We start from the raw sequence: 15,682 nt of genomic DNA, 5'->3' as shown, positions 1-15,682 counted from the left end.
GTTATCTCCGGGTCGGGTCGAAAGTGGCGGGCAGCGTGGCCCAGCAGGCATCGTAGTTGTTTTGCAGTTGCGGGCAATCGAGGGCGAAACGGCTCGGGCGCAGCACCTGGCTGGTCTCGAACATGAAGGCCATGGTGTTGTCGATTTTCGCCGGAGCGAGTTCGGCGTTGATCGCCTTGGTGCAGGTCTCGCCATCCGGGCCGTGGGCGCTCATGCAGCTGTGCAACGACGCGCCGCCAGGCACGAAGCCTTCGGCCTTGGCGTCGTACTCGCCCTGGATCAGGCCCATGAATTCGTTCATCAGGTTGCGGTGGAACCACGGTGGACGGAAGGTTTTCTCAGCCACCATCCAGCGCGGCGGGAAGATCACGAAGTCGAGATTGGCCAGACCGTGGACGCTGGTCGGCGAAGTCAGGACGGTGAAGATCGACGGATCCGGGTGATCGAAGCTGACCGTGCCGATGGTGTTGAAACGGCGAAGGTCATATTTGTACGGCACGTTATTGCCGTGCCAGGCGACCACGTTCAGCGGCGAATGATCGAGCTCGCAACCCCACAACTGGCCCAGGAATTTCTGCACCAGGGTGGTTGGTTGCTTGAGGTTTTCGTAATGGGCGACCGGGGTCAGGAAGTCCCGCGGGTTGGCCAGGCCGTTACTGCCGATCGGCCCGAGGTCCGGCAGGCGCAATGGCGCACCATGGTTTTCGGCGACGTAGCCGCGGGCTTGCGGGTCGAGCAGTTCGATGCGGAATTTCAGGCCGCGCGGCAGTACGGCGATTTCTAGCGGTGCCAGTTCCAGCACACCCAGTTCAGTGGCAATACGCAGACGGCCCAGTTGCGGCACCAACAGCAATTCGCCGTCGGCGTTGAAAAACACCCGCTCCATGGAACGGTTGGCGCGGTAGTTGTAAATGCTGATCCCGGCCGGTTTTTCTGCGCCAGCGTTGGCAGCCATGCTGACCAGTCCATCGATGAAATCGGTCGGCTCGGTCGGGATGTCCAAAGGGTTCCAGCGCAGGCGATTGGGGGTCACTTCACCCAACGGGCCACCGGCCAGTTGCCGATCCAGTTTGACGAACGCCGGGTGATTGGCCGATGGCTGAATGCGGTACATCCAGGTGCGCCGCGCTTCACTGCGGGCCATGGTGAACGCGGTGCCAGAGAACAATTCGGTGTAGAGACCGTACGGGGCTTTCTGCGGGGAGTTCTGGCCGACGGGCAGTGCGCCGGGCAACGCTTCACTGCTGAATTCGTTGCCGAAGCCTGACTGATAAGCCAGCTCGGACGCCGTGGAAACGGGGTTCATGGAGCCTCCTGAACAGGGAGATGGCAATGGCCCGTCGCTCCGTTGCAGAGTTCATGGCACGCCTGGGTTATTTTTATCGTAATTCAATTACGCTTAACGTAATTTGATTGGTATTGACCGTCAAGCTATAAAGACGCCCATTCGTCCCGGGATCACACCGCCTCCATGCAAAAGCCCACCAGCGACAGCAACGGTAAACAGAAAGTCCGCTCCGCCGAGGTCGGCACCGACATCCTCAAGGCATTGGCCGAGTTGTCGCCTTCCACTTCGCTTTCGCGCCTGGCCGAACACGTGCAGATGCCCGCGAGCAAGGTTCACCGCTATTTACAGGCGCTGATCGCCAGCGGTTTCGCCGAACAGAACGCGGCCACCAACCATTACGGGCTTGGCCGTGAAGCACTGCGTGTGGGCCTCGCCGCCCTGAACAGTATGGACGTGCTGAAAGTCGCCGCCCTGCCCCTGGCCGAACTGCGCGATGACTTGAACGAGACCTGCTTCGTGGCGGTATGGGGCAATCAGGGTGCGACCGTGGTGCATATCGAACCGGCGGTGCGGGCGGTGACCGTGGTGACGCAATTGGGATCGGTGTTGCCGTTGCTCAGTTCCTCCACGGGACTGGTATTTGGCGCCTATTTGCCGAAGCGTGAAACCGTGGAGCTGCGTGAGCAGGAGTTGGCGGGCAACACAGCCCATGTCCTGGCGGACGATCAGGCCTACGCGCAAATATGCGAACAAATCCGCGACCGCGGCCTGCATCATGTGCATGGCTTGCTGATGCCAGGGGTCGATGCCTTGTCGGCGCCGGTGTTCAACGCCGTCGGGCATGTGGCGGCGGTATTGACGGTGGTTGGGCCGACGTCTCTGTTCCATGCTGATGAAAACGGCCCGGCTGCGCAGCGATTGCTGGCGGCAACGCGGGCCATCAGTTGGCGAATGGGATACGAGCGTCGCTCAGAATCAGATCAGGAAATCTGACACAACTTCGATCACCAGGTTATTGATATCACTTGTCGAGAGCTGCGGATGCAGATCGCGCTCTTGCGAACTATAGGCGATCGCGTAAACACCGATATGTTCGCCAAAGTAGTGGGGGATCTCGTTGTGCTCGAGATAAGCCAATACATCTTCGACCAGGTTTCGTGAGCGGAAAATTTTTCGCTCACCGAGTTCTACGATAAAGCTGGTCACGTACACCGCATCGATATTCACCTCCGGCACCTTGTACTTTAATGCCGCGTGAACTTCCTCAAAGTTGAGAGGCTTTACCGAACGATTGGAAAGATTGACCGACGGTGCGCTCGTCAGCTCCCGGACTATTTGCATGACCAGTGTTTCAAACTCTAGTAAATCCAGACCCTTGACTTTATCTTTCGACGCGAAAGAATACTGGCGACTGAAAATGCCATTAACACCTTGCATGTAATTAGGCAGTTCTTCCTTTTCAACCCACGCCAGGGCCTCGTCGAACAACGTCCTGGAAGAGCTTGTCTCTTCACTGGCAACATCGACCAACGTATTGAGATAGGTACTGAACGGGCTGACTCCCAACTTGTGCAGTTGCTCGGTCAAGAGCACCTCTACCGCGAAACTCGCACGCGTCTTCTTTAATGCTTGAATTTGCTTGCTACTAAAAGAATTAAATCTGTTATTCATAAAAACTTCCTGTCCAGTAATCAGGTTCGAGCATCCTGCGCGACCCTTGAAATATTTACATATCGACTTAATAAGTCATCACTATCGACTCAACATACAAAAACAACGACAGATCAAAGTTCATTGATCAAACGTGGCCTTGCACTCCGAGTGAAGCGCAAATATACATTAGATAATTCGCCAAACAACACAACTGACATGTATGCAACTGTGAAGCAAACATGCAACCCGATCCTCCACAGCTAACTAACTATCCCCATTGCCTTGGCCTTGGCTACCGCTTGCGTACGACGCTCCACCCCCAACTTGCTATGAATCCGCCGCGCATGAGTTTTTACCGTATGCAATGAAATAAACAGTTGCTCGGCGATTTGTTGATTGGAGTCGCCCCGGGCAATCAGACCGAGTACTTCAAGTTCCCGGCTGCTCAGCGGGCTGCGGTCCGTTGCCAGCGCATCCATCGGCCGTTCAGCGCGCAAGCGACAAAGCAGACCGGGTTGGCGCAGATGCAACTCATGCAAGGCCTGTTGCAAGTTGCAGCGATTCACCAGCGTCAGCCCCGCCTCCAGTGCCGTTCTTGCCAGGACGGAATCACCCGTAAGGTCTGCCACTTCGCTGATCGCCAGTTGCAACTCCGTTTCCAACGCCAGCATGGCATGGCGTTGCGCGTGTTCGAGCAAAGCCTTGAGTCGATCCAGCGGGTTTTTCGCCTGTTGCAGATAGGTCTCTGCCAACACCAACAGGTACTCGATGCGCGCGATCAGCTGCAGCGTGGCCGGTGGCGCCTGACGCGCATGAGGCCCACGGTAATGACGCAGCACACGCGTCAGCGCTTCGCGCGCCAGTTCCGGTCGACCTTGTTGCAACCAGAATTGGCTGCTGACCTGCAGCAACACTCCACGGTAAACCGTGTCGGGAATCTGCCGCTGCTGCATCAGCCGCTCGGCATCGCGCAAGCGAACAAACGCGTGGGCGTAATCGCCCTGATTGGCCGCCACCTGCGCTTGTCCGAGAAAACCATACAACGCACGCTTGTCCTGACTGTGCAGGCAATCTTCGAGGCCCGACTGGAAGAACCCGCAGGCCTCCTCGTCTTGCCCCTGACAGAGTGCCAGCCGCCCGCGCCGCAGGGCAATTCGCCCCAACAGCGGCACAGGCCTTTCGGCCTGTCGACACAACAATTCATGGATATCGGCCAGCAAGCTCTCGGCGCGTCGCGGTGCACCGCGCTGTTCCAATAACTGTGCGTGATCGAGTTCCAGCAATCCTTCAAACAGTAGCGAACCTTGCGCCCGGGCCAGGCACAGCGCCTCGCGATTGAGGGCCTGGGCGACGTCGAGGTCAGCGTTGAGCAGGGCTTGCTGGGTCAACCCGGACAGGCACAGCAACCGCGCGGGCCAGGCGTCGGTGTCCAAGTCGGCCAGCGCCTCGACAAAGTGTGCGCGTGCCGCGTCCATCCGCCCCTGCAAATGCAACAGCCAACCCTGCTGAGCCTGCCAGCGTGCCAGCAGTTGCCTTTGCAAGGTGGCCGTCGGTTGCGGCGCGAACCGTGCCAACTGTGCAATGCAGACCGCGGCCTGATCGAAGCGTCCGGCAAACAGCAACGCAGCAGTGATCAGCCCCACCAATTGTGGCGTACCGAGGGTCAATTGCTCACCTTGGCGCTCGTGCAGACTCAGCAACAAGGTTACCGTCTGCCCCCTGAACACATGTTCAAAGCTGAAGTGCTGCAACAGACTGACCGCGACCTCGAACTCTTCGGCCAACAGCGCCTGCTCGAAGGCCGCCTGCCAATCTTCTTCGGCGGCGAACCATTGGCACGCGCGCCGATGCCAGTAGCGACCGGCCGACCCTTGTTCGTCGCGCATCGCCTGAGCCAGAGGTACGAAGACACGCAGCCAGTGGGCAGAATCTTCCCAGGGTTCAATGAAGCCCCCCATTTCCTGCAAGGCGTACAACAACTGCGCGCCCTCTCCGGCCCCGAACAGATGCTCGCAAAGGCTGGCATTGAATCGCGGCAAATGGGCCAATACTTGCCAGGCTTCAACCAGCTCCGGCGGCAAGTCGTTGAACAGTTCATGCTGCAAGTAATCGATCAGCGTCGCCGAACGCCCTTGCTTGCCCTGCTCACCCGCCCACTGACAACCGTCGAGCAACGCAATACGCACACCGGCACACCAACCGCCGCTGCGCTGGATGATCCTTCTGGCGGTTTTCCCGGCCATGGGTTGCGCGACATGGCAGAGCAACTGCTCAATGTCAGACTCGGTGAACGCCAGCGCCCGGCCCTCGCATTCGTACAACTCATCATCGAGCAACAACCGGGGCCAGTTGCATTGCGGACGTCGACGGGCGCTCAACCACCAGTTCAGTGCTGGGCTACTGACCGCCAGCAACCGATCGAGCAAGCGGTCGAGTTCAGGGTTGGGGACTCGACAATAATCGTCGAGAAACACCCACGTCGGCGTCGATACTTGAGCCAGATACCCGAGCAGCGAGGGTTCATCCGAAGCAGCCAGCCCCAGCGCTTGCGCCAACTGCTGCCGGAAATCGGCAACACTCAACGACGCTCCTGCCAATGGCAGCCAATAAACCCGGCACTGCGCGGGCGCTTGCAACAGGCATTCGGCGAGCAACGCACTCTTGCCACTGCCGGCAGGCGCACAGAGCAACTTCACCCGCGCAGTCGAAGCCAGTAGCGGCTCGATCAACCGTTCGCGAGAAAGGTGATGGGACGACAATCGAGGCAGATGTCCAGGACGGTCCAGACAATGCGTCATGGCGGTCATAGTGGTGCGCCTTTTTATAGTTGTGGCGCCACCCTAGCCCTCTCTCGACTGCTTGTTGAAGAAGTATTCAACACACTGATCGCCCCCTATAAAAAAGGTGACCGCGAAGTCACCTCTTTGTGTAGGAGCCTGTAGGAACACTACCGCACACCTGTACTCCGCAAGGCCGCTGGCGTGTAGTCCCCCGCTTTGGCATCGATGTTGAATTCGAAGCTGCGTCTCTCCTCGTTCTTCATCCCCAGGGCAATGTAGCGACCGGCAATGAGGTCATACAGCGCTTCAACGGTATAGGCCGGAACCTGATGATCGTAGTAATACTGGGCATGCCCTTCCGCCACACGCCAGAGCTGGCCACGACCGTCGTAGTGATCGGCCAGCGCCACCTGCCAGCTGTCTTCGTCGATGTACATGTGACGCTTGGCATACATGTGCCGCTCGTTCGGCTTGACCGTGGCGACGACCTCCCAGACCCGGTGCAACTCGTAGCGGGTCAGGTCCTGATTGATATGCCCGGCCTTGATCACATCGGTGTACTTGAGGTTGGGCGAGTCGAGCTTGTAGCTGTTGTACGGGATGTACATTTCTTTCTTGCCGATCAGCTTCCAGTCGTAGCGATCCGGTGCGCCGGAAAACATGTCGAAGTTGTCGGTGGTGCGCAGCCCGTCCGACGAGGTGCCCACGCCGTCATAGGCCACTTGCGGCGCACGCCTCACGCGGCGCTGGCCCGCGTTGTAGATCCAGGCCTTGCGCGGTTCCTGGACCTGGTCGAGCGTCTCGTGAACCAGCAACACGTTGCCCGCCAGCCGCGCCGGAGCAGTGACCTCCTGCTTGAAATAGCTGAGGACGTTTTCATCGTTGCCGGGCTTCAAATCGCCAAGCAGCGAAGGCACCGCGACCTCGTCCTTGAACCGGATGACGGTGAAATCTCCATTGGACTGCGGCGTTGCCTGGGTGATGGTGCGGCGCAGGTTACCGCCGTGATAACGGGTGACGTGGTTCCAGATCACCTCCACGCCATTCTTCGGAATCGGAAAGGCGTAGTAGCGATTGCCGGTGAAGTTGGCCAAGCCGTTACCGTCGTTGATCGGTGTCACATTCAGTGCGCTGCGCTTGGCCGCCTCATAAATATCTGGTGGCACGGCCACTGTGCGGTGGGTCGGGTAAACCGGGATTTTGTAGGTTTCCGGATAGCGTTTGAACATCGCTATCTGGCCATCGGAGAGCTTGTCCTTGTACTTGTCGACCGTCGCCGCGGTGATGGTGAACAGGGGTTTTTCATTGGCGAACGGGTCGGCCAGAAAACCTTTGCTGTCCACTGCACCCGCGTTTTTTGGGATGCCACCGGTCCAGGCCGGGATCGAGCCGTCGGCATTGCCGGCCTTCTCGGCGCCCAACGGGGTGAGGCTGGTGCCGAGTTTGTTCGCTTCTTCCGGCGACACCGCGGCCATCACGTTGGCGGCCAGCAGACTTAGGGCCAGGGCGCCGCATTGCAGAATTATCTTGCGCATTGAAATCATCCTTCTCAGCCAGATCAGAAGTTCACGCCAAAGCTCAACGCCAGGAAGTCGCGATCTTCCAGGGTGTTGTAGTCACCACCGAAGAAATCGGTGTAACTGAGGCTTGCGGTGTAGGAGTTGCGGTAGTCCGCATCGACGCCGACGCTGATGGCCTTGGCGCCTTCGTTGAACAGCCCGTTGGGACCGTAGCCGGCGACGTCGTGGGACCACGACAGGTTGGGTTTGAAATTGATCCCGGCGATGACGTTGTTGTAGTCAAGGATCGCGCGGGCGCGATAACCCCACGACGTCGACGTTACGAAGCCATCGGTGTCACCACCGAAACCGTATTGGCCGTAGACCGAGTCGCGGCCATAACGCAGCTGGTTGCGCGACTCCAGGCCCCCCACGTGGACAACGCCCGCCTCACCCACCAGGGTCAGACGGTCGGCCCCCGCCACCTGATCGATGAAGTGCGTCAGGGTGCTTTGGATCTGGGTCACTTCCTTGCGGCGATAGCCTTTGTTGTCAGCGCCTGGCGTAGTCGCGATGGGTGATGCCGCGCCGCCAGCAATCGGGTTGAGCATGGCCAGGGTCAGGTCGGTGCTGTTGACCTGCACCGGGGCGTTGGGGCGATAGCTGATCTCGCCAGTCCACGCGGTGCCAGTGGGCAAGGTGGTGGAGAAGCTCGCACCGTAGAGGCGAATGTCTTCCGGGTATTCGAGGTAATACTGGCCGCGACCGAGCATCACACTCTGGGCCAGGGCCGAACCGGTGCCGGGCGCAATGGCGTTGGCGGCACCGATGATGGCCGGGATCCGTGCCAGCGTGCTCAGGCCGGCGGTGGTCGTGCCGACGTTCGGCGTGCGGCTGTGGTAATTCATGAAGTACAGGCCGTACTCGGTGTCATCGCCCAACCAGCGCAGCGCCGTGCCCCATTGCCCGGAGTCGCGGGCGTCGCGGTCACCGCCACGGGGAACAATCACGCCTTCGCTGCCCACCTGAAAGCCCTGGCCAAACGCTGCAGCGACCGGTTGCAACGGCGCGATCGCCGGGCTGGCAACCGTGTATCCCGTGGTGCAACCGTCTGCCGCTACGTCACCACCGAAAAAGGTGCCACAGTTGTCGAGAACGGTCTGATCCCACTCCAGTTGATAGAAGCCTTCCACCGTGAGCTTGTCGGTCAGGCCTTGGGACGCGAACAACATGTTCACTGGAATCAGGCCTTCCTTGATCTCGGCGCCGGGACGTCGAAACGCCGAAACGTCTACCGGGTTGATGCTGTTGATCGAGTTGCCAATAAAGGTACTTTCGCCCCAACTGACCACCTGCTTGCCGGCGCGCACGGTGCCCGGCAGATCGGCAATGGAATAGTTGTGATAGACGAACGCATCGAGGATCTGCGCACCGGAAGACTTGGAGCCCTCTTTGCGATTGTGATCACTGATCGGCTTGAACTCGCGGTCTTCGTCCTTCAGTTCGAAGTCGTACCAGTACTTGCCACGGACGAACATCCCGGTGTCGCCGTACTTCAGTTCGAGGTCGTGAATACCCTTGAAGATCTTGGAGAAGGTTTCGCCCTTCTTGAAATTCAGCCGCCCGTCGTCACCGGTCGACGCCTGACCGGTCCCGCCATTGACGATGCCCACCAGGGACTTGTCGGCATCGCGCATGCCCCAGCTCGCGCCGACGGACAGCGAGGAGTCGAAAGTCCCCTCGATTTCGCCAATATTGAATGAAACAGCCTGCGCCTGGGCGCAGCAACCCAAGGCTACCGCGGCGGCCAGCGCCTGCGGTTTGAAGATGGCGCGCATTGTTGTTTTTGTCATGCGTCTTCCCCGGTGAGTGACAGAAGGCCACACCCTACTGCCGCACGCTGGGGGCGATAAGCGCACCAAGGAGGTATTCGTGGTGTACCTCTAAAGGATGACTGGCCATAGGGAACGGGGGTTTGCGCTGGGTATGGATGAAGTGGATGGCGGGTTATCAGTGGAGTGCATGGCGTCAGTAAACGCGGCTTGTAGACCGCCCGAGAATCGGGACTGTTGCTCAGACTGCAACAGTGCATGTCTGGAATCGCTATTTTTCCTTTGCCCTCAAGCGCTTATTCTTGCCGGGCTTTCACGGCAAACAGCCAGAAAGCACGAAGCAATGGCGTGTGACCCATCCGCTCCATTCGCGACAGATTTCAGATGAATTGAAGCTTTCAGCTCATCGCCCTGTGTTCACTGACGTTGATTTATAGCTCCTGATCAATCGTCTTACTTTGGCCGCTGCGTTTGCAGCGGCCTTTTTTATGGGTGATGGTTTTTCCACCACCTACATTATTTTCGGAAAGTTACTACAGAAGCATGTAAACATACGAAGTGCCAAATGATGAAAGCTAATAGCAGCCACCATTCTTTTTTAATCGTGCGCTGACGTTAACCTTATTCGTTATGAGCATTATTTTATGAAACCTATTATTTACAACAAATATCGTTCCACACGAAGTTTCAACAGCCGGGTACGCTTTCTCGTTCTTCACTATACAGCCGCCAATTTCTCAAGTTCGCTGAATGCACTCACAGGTCCCAATGTCAGCGCCCACTATCTGGTCCCCGACATTACGGACCAGAGCTATCTGAACGCAGGCTATACCGAGCAGGAAGTCTTCAATCTTGTCGACGAAACCAAGCGCGCATGGCATGCGGGCGTCAGTCATTGGGGTAATCGAAGTAATTTGAATGACACATCTATCGGCATAGAAATCGTCAATCTTGCTTCTTTTAACGCAGGGGAGTTCACTTTTCCACCCTTTCATCCAGCACAAATTGAAGCGATTGAAGAACTGGCGCTGAACATCCTTGAACGCTATCCAGATATCAGTCCGACCCATGTTCTGGGCCACTCTGATATTGCAGTCGGGCGAAAAAGTGATCCAGGACCGCAATTTCCCTGGCATGCCCTTTACTTGAGGGGCATTGGCGCCTGGTTCGACGACGCCACCCGAAATACCTATCTGCAGCAATACATCGATTACGGCATCCCGGCCCGAAACGAATTGGTCAAAATGTTCAAGACATACGGCTATGATGTTTCCGGTGCATTAACTGAACCAGGCTTTACGCAGCTTGTTCGAGCGTTTCAGTTGCACTTCCGCCCGGAAACGTTTGACGGAATCATGGATGTTCAAACAGCAGCGAATCTGGCAGCGTTGGTTCGCAAGTATTTTCCTTGATAACCATTGCAAACCAGCGCTTCACCATTGTCCTTCGGATTCGTTGTCCCTCAAAATTGTCAATCTGCTGCCAATGCACCGCGTCCTTTAGCGAGAACCCATCCGAGGATCAAAACCGGCGCCCAGGCTGCGCTTCTAGCGCACTTTATCCGTCAAGCCGCCGCCTTCGATGGCCAGCGATCAGATTCGAATGAATTGAAGTTGATTCATAGCTAATGATCAATCGAATTACTTTGGCCGCTGCAACTGCAGCGGCCTTTTTGTGGGCGATGGTTTTTGTGGCGCTGGCAAACAGCAGCTTCTGCTTTGGACGTCCTACAAGATGTTTCCTGAAACTGCATAAGAAATATCTTTTTACGCATGAGATAATCTTGCCTCCGCCTCTGCCTTATCAAAACTTCCTTCAACTTCATCTGTAATGACTCACACCCCTCTCGGATCCAGCCCTTTCGCTTCTGATGTAACTTTTAAAACCCATCCAACAACTGCCGGCACCTTATGATCGATAAAGAAAAACTCGAACAGCTAAAGTTCCATCTTCTACGAAAGGTTCGCTCTGACGCTGACAGCATCATGATTGAGCGTCTTGAGCGCATTCTGCAAGGCACGCTGGAAATGACCGATACAGACCGACGGTTCTACGCTCATAGCCTGCGGATCCATGAAAGATTTCGAGTCATGGGAGTTGATGACAACTTTATTCCCAAGAGAAATCCTTCTATCTGGAACAATGTCCACACAGCGGCACTGGAAGACTACAAACTCAGCGACGACGAAACGCTGCGTTATACGGACGAAGCGATAGAAGCATCCAAAAGACAAGAAATTCTGGCTTTTGAAAACGGTTCAGAAACGAGTGTTTCAGTGACAGCGCTCGAGCAGATCGTGAAAAGCGAGTCCGTGAGAGATCTGCTTTTGGTTTTTGCAATCAGCCTGGTCTTTCCTTCAATCGACAGGCTGTTTGGGCGATATCGATTCGAAGTAATTGCCAGTGGTGAGCTCGTGAGAACCTATGAACGGCTTTTCGAGGAGGGTGTTCTGGCCGAAGGTGTCGGTGCAGTCGCGATCAAAGGCCCGAATTGGGTAGCCCCCGAATTCGTCACAGGCAAAAAGTACGCCTGATACCCAAATGGCCCCAAGCCTCCCGCGGCTTGGGGCATCAACCCCCTTAAATCGAATACCTCTGCAAATTTCCCATCATTTCCTTCAGCGCCTCAATATTGTCCTTCGGGTGCGCCGCGCCCTCGAAATCACAAATCTGCTCCCAATGCGCTGCCACATCCTCCGGCGAGAAGCCCACCCGTGGATCAAACCCGGCGCCAAGGCTGCGCTCCCAACGCACCTTGCCCATCCAACCGCCACCCACTTCAAACAGCCCAGAAGTTTCCTGGCAATTCTCGCTGGCCAGGTACACCACCAACGGGCTGACCAGTTCCGGTTTGAGTTGTTCGAACACTTGTGGCGGGATCAGGCCTTCGGTCATGCGGGTGCCGCCGGTGGGGGCGATGGCGTTGACCAGGATGTTGTTCTTGCGGCCTTCGATGGCGAGTGTTCGGGTCAGGCCGTAGAGGCCGAGTTTGGCCATGCCGTAGTTGGACTGGCCGAAGTTTCCGTAGATGCCGGAGGTCGATGCGGTGAAGATCACGCGGCCGTAATTTTGCTCGCGCATGTGTGGCCAGGCGGCGCGGGTGACTTTGTAGGCGCCTTCGACGTGGACGCGGTAAACCAGGTCCCAGTCGCCGTCCTCCATTTTGTGGAAAGTCTTGTCGCGCAGGATCCCGGCGTTGTTGACCACTACGTCGACACGGCCAAAAACGTCTAGGGCGTGCTGGACGATTTTGTCGCCGTCGGTGACGGAGTCGTGGTTGGCCTCGGCGGTGCCGCCCGCTTCGCGAATTTCGGCGACCACACGGTCTGCGGCCGAAGCATTGGCACCCTCCCCCTGGGCCGAGCCGCCGAGATCGTTGACCAGCACTTTGGCGCCCTGCCTGGCGAACAGCAGTGCATGGGCCCGCCCAAGGCCGCCACCGGCACCCGTGATGATCACGACTTTATCTTCGAAGCGCACAGACTCATTCATTGGGGGGGACTCCAGCAGGCCAGGGACAGTAGGTCCGAGTGTCAGGCACGGCGATGCGGGTCACAATGAACACGGGGGAGGCTGAATGGTGCGCAATAAGGCTGGGGGATGATGCGTATGTTCAAAATTTGTGGCGAGCCCCCTCGCCACAGGTATTCAGGAACAATCAGGAACACGCCACCTTGCGCGGCGGTGACACCAATCGATCGCGAAACTCCAGATAGTGCTTGAGCACCAACCCCGGCGCCTCGGTCTGCGGGTAATGGCCAATGCCGGGCAACAGCACTGCGTCCGGGTTCGGGATCAGTTCCCGATAGCGCGCGACCATGTGTGCGCCGGATATCGGGTCGACCTCGCCATCGATCACCCGCAGTGGCACTTCATCGCGCTGCATCGCACCAAGCCACCGCTCGCGCTGGACGCGTCGTTCGGGGATGTAGGTGATCAACTTGTGCATGATTCGCGGCCCGTGATTGCTCTCGATCAGGCTCCAGAAATCATCCATCTCGCTCTCGGTGGGGCGGCTTTGCGGACCGAAGATCTGTCGGAAATTCTTCACCAGACCGTCACGGGAAAAGGCTCGGCCAATCATCCAGCCCAATGGGCTGAGCAGCAGTTTTTGTATCAGAACCGGGCGATGGGTTTCGGGAAACAGCCCGCCATTGAGGAACACGCAACTGGCGAGATGAATGTGCGTTTCGTAATGCCGGGCCAGCAGTTCCTGAGCCACGCTGTCGCCATAATCGTGGGCCAACAGGTGCACCGGCTGCTCGACGTTCAAGTGCGCCAGCAAGGCTTGTTGCAGGTCGGCCTGCTCCAGCAGGCTGTATTCGTGGTTCACCGGTTTGGCGGAGTCACCGAAGCCGAGCATGTCGCAAGCAATCACTCGATAGCGCTGAGTCAACGGCTGCCAAAGGTAATGCCAGTCCCAACTGGCGGTCGGGAAGCCATGGATGAGCAACAGCGGCTCACCCTGCCCCGCCGTCCAGTAGCGGATGGTCTGGTCACGGAACACGAACGTCTGGCTGCGTTTGCGCCAGGCACACAGGGGAATCTCGGCGAGTGGCATCAGAGTTTATACCCCGGGTCTTGTTTATCGAGTTTGCGCAGCAGCGCTGGCCAGGCCAGTGCACCGCCCATCCCTTGAGCACTTTTGGTGACGCCAGCGATCATTGCCTTGGCGCCCGCCAGAACCTGCGGTTCGATGGCGATCAGTTCGGCACCACCGTTCTGCGCCAGCACCTGGATATCGCAGGCGCGCTGGAAGGTAAACATCATCAGAAACGTATCGGCGATGGTGCTGCCACAGGTCAGCAGACCGTGGTTGTGCAGCATCAGGAAATTGTTTTCCCCGAGGTCGGCTTGCAGTCGCGCCTTCTCTTCGTGGTTGAGCGCAACGCCTTCGTAGGCGTGATAAGCCAGGCTGGACAGGACAAACAACGATTGCTGGCTGATCGGCAAAATACCTTGCTTCTGCGCCGACACCGCGACGCCTGCCGCCGTGTGGGTGTGCAGTACGCAGACGACATCGTGGCGGACTTCATGCACGGCGCTGTGGATGGTGTACCCCGCGGGGTTGATCTCGTAGGGACTGTCCATCAATTTGTTGCCGGCCTGATCGACCTTGACCAGGCTCGACGCAGTCATCTCGTGGAACATCAGCCCGAACGGGTTGATCAGGAAATCTTCGGTGCCCGGCACCTTGGCCGAGATGTGCGTGAAAATCAGATCATCCCAGCCATGCATCGCCACCAGGCGATAGCAGGCAGCCAGGTCGACACGGGCCTGCCACTCGGCAGCGCTGACCTGGTCTTTGACACTGTGTGGTGATTGGACGGGGGCTACATTCACGGCAAGGAACCTCGGCTTTTTTATTATGGAGTGTTTCCAATGTCTACCGAGTCTAGTCAGCCACCAGCGTTCGTGTAGTTGCATTGGCAGCCACCTTGATGACCGAGCGAGTCAGTGCGCCGACAAGTCTGGATCCATGTCAAAGTACTGCCGCCAGCAGCGGCGCAGCGAACAGATTCAGCAACCCCGTCAGAACCATGACCAACCCCGCCACTGAGCCTTCTTCCCCACCCACTTCATGCGCCCGACTCACGCCGGCGCCGTGGGCCCCGACACCGAACAACGCACCGCGCGCCAAGGCGCTACGCAGTGGCAGCCACTTGAGCAGAATGCCACCGAGCATCGCCCCGAAAACCCCAGTGAACATCACGAACACCGCCGTCAGTTCCGGCACACCGCCCAGATCGTGAGCCAGTGGCATGGCAAAAGGTGTGGTGATCGAACGAGGCACCAGCGACATCGTCACCGAACTGTCCAGCGCCAGCGCCTTGGCCAGGCCGAACGAACTGCCGATGGACGCCGCGCTGCCCGCCAGCATCCCGAGCAACAACGCCGACCAATGTCGCATCAGCATTTGCCGCTGCTGCCAGATAGGCACCGCGAAGGCGACAGTGACCGGCCCCAGCACCAGCATCAGCCAATGGGTATTGCTTGAGTATTCGGCATACGCGGTGTGCAGCGGCACAGCGAGCGCCAGCAGCAGGGCTGGCACCAGAATCAGTGGTGACAACAGGTAACGACCGGTGCGCCGGTAGATCCAGCGGCTGAACAAATAGGCCAGCAGCGTGAAGGCCAGCCAGAACATCGGCATCACTTCAAGCTTCATGGGACCTCCTCAATCGCACCACCAGCTCCACGGTAAAGGCTGTCACCAACATCACCATCAGCGTGCTGACACCGATCACCAGCAAAATCCGCCAACCGTCGCTGCGCAGCAGGCCGCCGTAGTCGAGCAGGCTCATCAGCGCCGGAATGAAAAACAACAGCATCTCGGCCATCAACAGGCCCGCGCCCATTTGCAGCGCCGCCGGTTTGACCAGCCCCAGGTCGAAAACCAGCAGCAACAACACCATGCCGATGACGCCACCGGGAATCGGCCAGCCAAACCAGACCGCCATTTGGCAGCCGAGCAGGTAGATGGCGAGCAGCACGGCCAGTTCAGTCGTCAGTCGAGCCAGGTATTTCACGGTGGATACGTTCATGTGTTGAGTCCTCACAGGCGCTCATTTTACGGAGCGGGCTGCTATCGCCGAAGCGAATTGTTAGACTCAAAGCCATTCCAGAATG

The 15,682-nt window shown here is 57.9% G+C and carries 13 protein-coding genes; 3 read left to right on the top strand and 10 right to left on the bottom strand.

The genetic code is table 11. The features are described from left to right. Position 1 precedes the first annotated feature (1 nt). Positions 2–1,306 carry a homogentisate 1,2-dioxygenase gene (hmgA, locus tag ACA055_RS04475; RefSeq protein WP_497682535.1) on the bottom strand — a complete coding sequence of 435 codons (1,305 nt, stop codon included), beginning with the start codon at positions 1,304–1,306 and terminating at the stop codon, positions 2–4. 165 nt (positions 1,307–1,471) lie between these two features. On the opposite strand from hmgA, the gene ACA055_RS04470 reads away from it, so the two are divergent. Continuing rightward, complete coding sequence (locus ACA055_RS04470; protein WP_497682534.1) at positions 1,472–2,281, top strand: IclR family transcriptional regulator; 810 nt, start codon at positions 1,472–1,474, stop codon at positions 2,279–2,281. On the opposite strand, the gene ACA055_RS04465 is transcribed toward ACA055_RS04470, so the two are convergent. The 4 genes from ACA055_RS04465 to ACA055_RS04450 all read right to left on the bottom strand — a co-directional run bounded on the left by ACA055_RS04465 (position 2,264) and on the right by ACA055_RS04450 (position 9,073). Further along, positions 2,264–2,959, bottom strand: a complete 696-nt coding sequence (locus ACA055_RS04465; RefSeq protein WP_497682533.1) for a hypothetical protein — start codon at positions 2,957–2,959, stop codon at positions 2,264–2,266. The two genes, ACA055_RS04470 and ACA055_RS04465, sit on opposite strands and share 18 nt — an antisense overlap. Before the next feature lie 242 nt (positions 2,960–3,201). After that, the gene (locus ACA055_RS04460; RefSeq protein WP_497682532.1) at positions 3,202–5,748 is read right to left on the bottom strand and encodes a LuxR C-terminal-related transcriptional regulator; all 2,547 of its coding nucleotides are present in this window, start codon (positions 5,746–5,748) and stop codon (positions 3,202–3,204) included. 140 nt (positions 5,749–5,888) lie between these two features. Next, positions 5,889–7,256, bottom strand: coding sequence for a DUF1329 domain-containing protein (locus ACA055_RS04455; RefSeq protein ID WP_497682531.1), 1,368 nt, complete (start codon positions 7,254–7,256; stop codon positions 5,889–5,891). A 23-nt stretch (positions 7,257–7,279) separates the two neighbouring features. Further along, a complete protein-coding gene (locus ACA055_RS04450) occupies positions 7,280–9,073 on the bottom strand; it encodes a DUF1302 domain-containing protein (protein ID WP_497682530.1) in 1,794 nt (597 codons plus the stop codon). Positions 9,074–9,696: 623 nt separating this feature from the next. Between ACA055_RS04450 and ACA055_RS04445 the strand changes: the two genes are divergently transcribed. Next, the gene (locus ACA055_RS04445; RefSeq protein WP_497682529.1) at positions 9,697–10,464 is read left to right on the top strand and encodes an N-acetylmuramoyl-L-alanine amidase; all 768 of its coding nucleotides are present in this window, start codon (positions 9,697–9,699) and stop codon (positions 10,462–10,464) included. A 498-nt stretch (positions 10,465–10,962) separates the two neighbouring features. Beyond that, entirely contained in the window at positions 10,963–11,586 is a 624-nt protein-coding gene (locus ACA055_RS04440) for a hypothetical protein (RefSeq protein WP_497682528.1), read from the top strand. A gap of 46 nt (positions 11,587–11,632) precedes the next feature. Here ACA055_RS04440 and ACA055_RS04435 read toward each other — a convergent pair whose 3' ends face one another. From ACA055_RS04435 to ACA055_RS04415, 5 genes are all read right to left on the bottom strand, one after another. After that, the gene (locus tag ACA055_RS04435) at positions 11,633–12,544 is read right to left on the bottom strand and encodes an SDR family oxidoreductase (protein ID WP_497682527.1); all 912 of its coding nucleotides are present in this window, start codon (positions 12,542–12,544) and stop codon (positions 11,633–11,635) included. Positions 12,545–12,710: 166 nt separating this feature from the next. Then, positions 12,711–13,613: an alpha/beta fold hydrolase gene (locus ACA055_RS04430; protein WP_497682526.1), complete on the bottom strand. Its 903-nt coding sequence runs from the start codon at positions 13,611–13,613 to the stop codon at positions 12,711–12,713. After that, on the bottom strand, positions 13,613–14,395 hold the full coding sequence (locus ACA055_RS04425; protein ID WP_497682525.1) for a class II aldolase/adducin family protein: 783 nt from the start codon (positions 14,393–14,395) through the stop codon (positions 13,613–13,615). Before ACA055_RS04425 ends, ACA055_RS04430 begins: the two co-directional genes overlap by 1 nt. A gap of 139 nt (positions 14,396–14,534) precedes the next feature. Beyond that, on the bottom strand, positions 14,535–15,221 hold the full coding sequence (locus ACA055_RS04420; RefSeq protein WP_497682524.1) for an LrgB family protein: 687 nt from the start codon (positions 15,219–15,221) through the stop codon (positions 14,535–14,537). After that, the gene (locus ACA055_RS04415) at positions 15,211–15,597 is read right to left on the bottom strand and encodes a CidA/LrgA family protein (RefSeq protein WP_497682523.1); all 387 of its coding nucleotides are present in this window, start codon (positions 15,595–15,597) and stop codon (positions 15,211–15,213) included. The genes ACA055_RS04420 and ACA055_RS04415 overlap by 11 nt, the downstream gene beginning before the upstream one ends. Positions 15,598–15,682 lie beyond the last annotated feature (85 nt).

Source organism: Pseudomonas sp. LBUM1657 (assembly GCF_059716075.1).
This window is presented reverse-complemented; position numbering and strand designations above follow the sequence as displayed.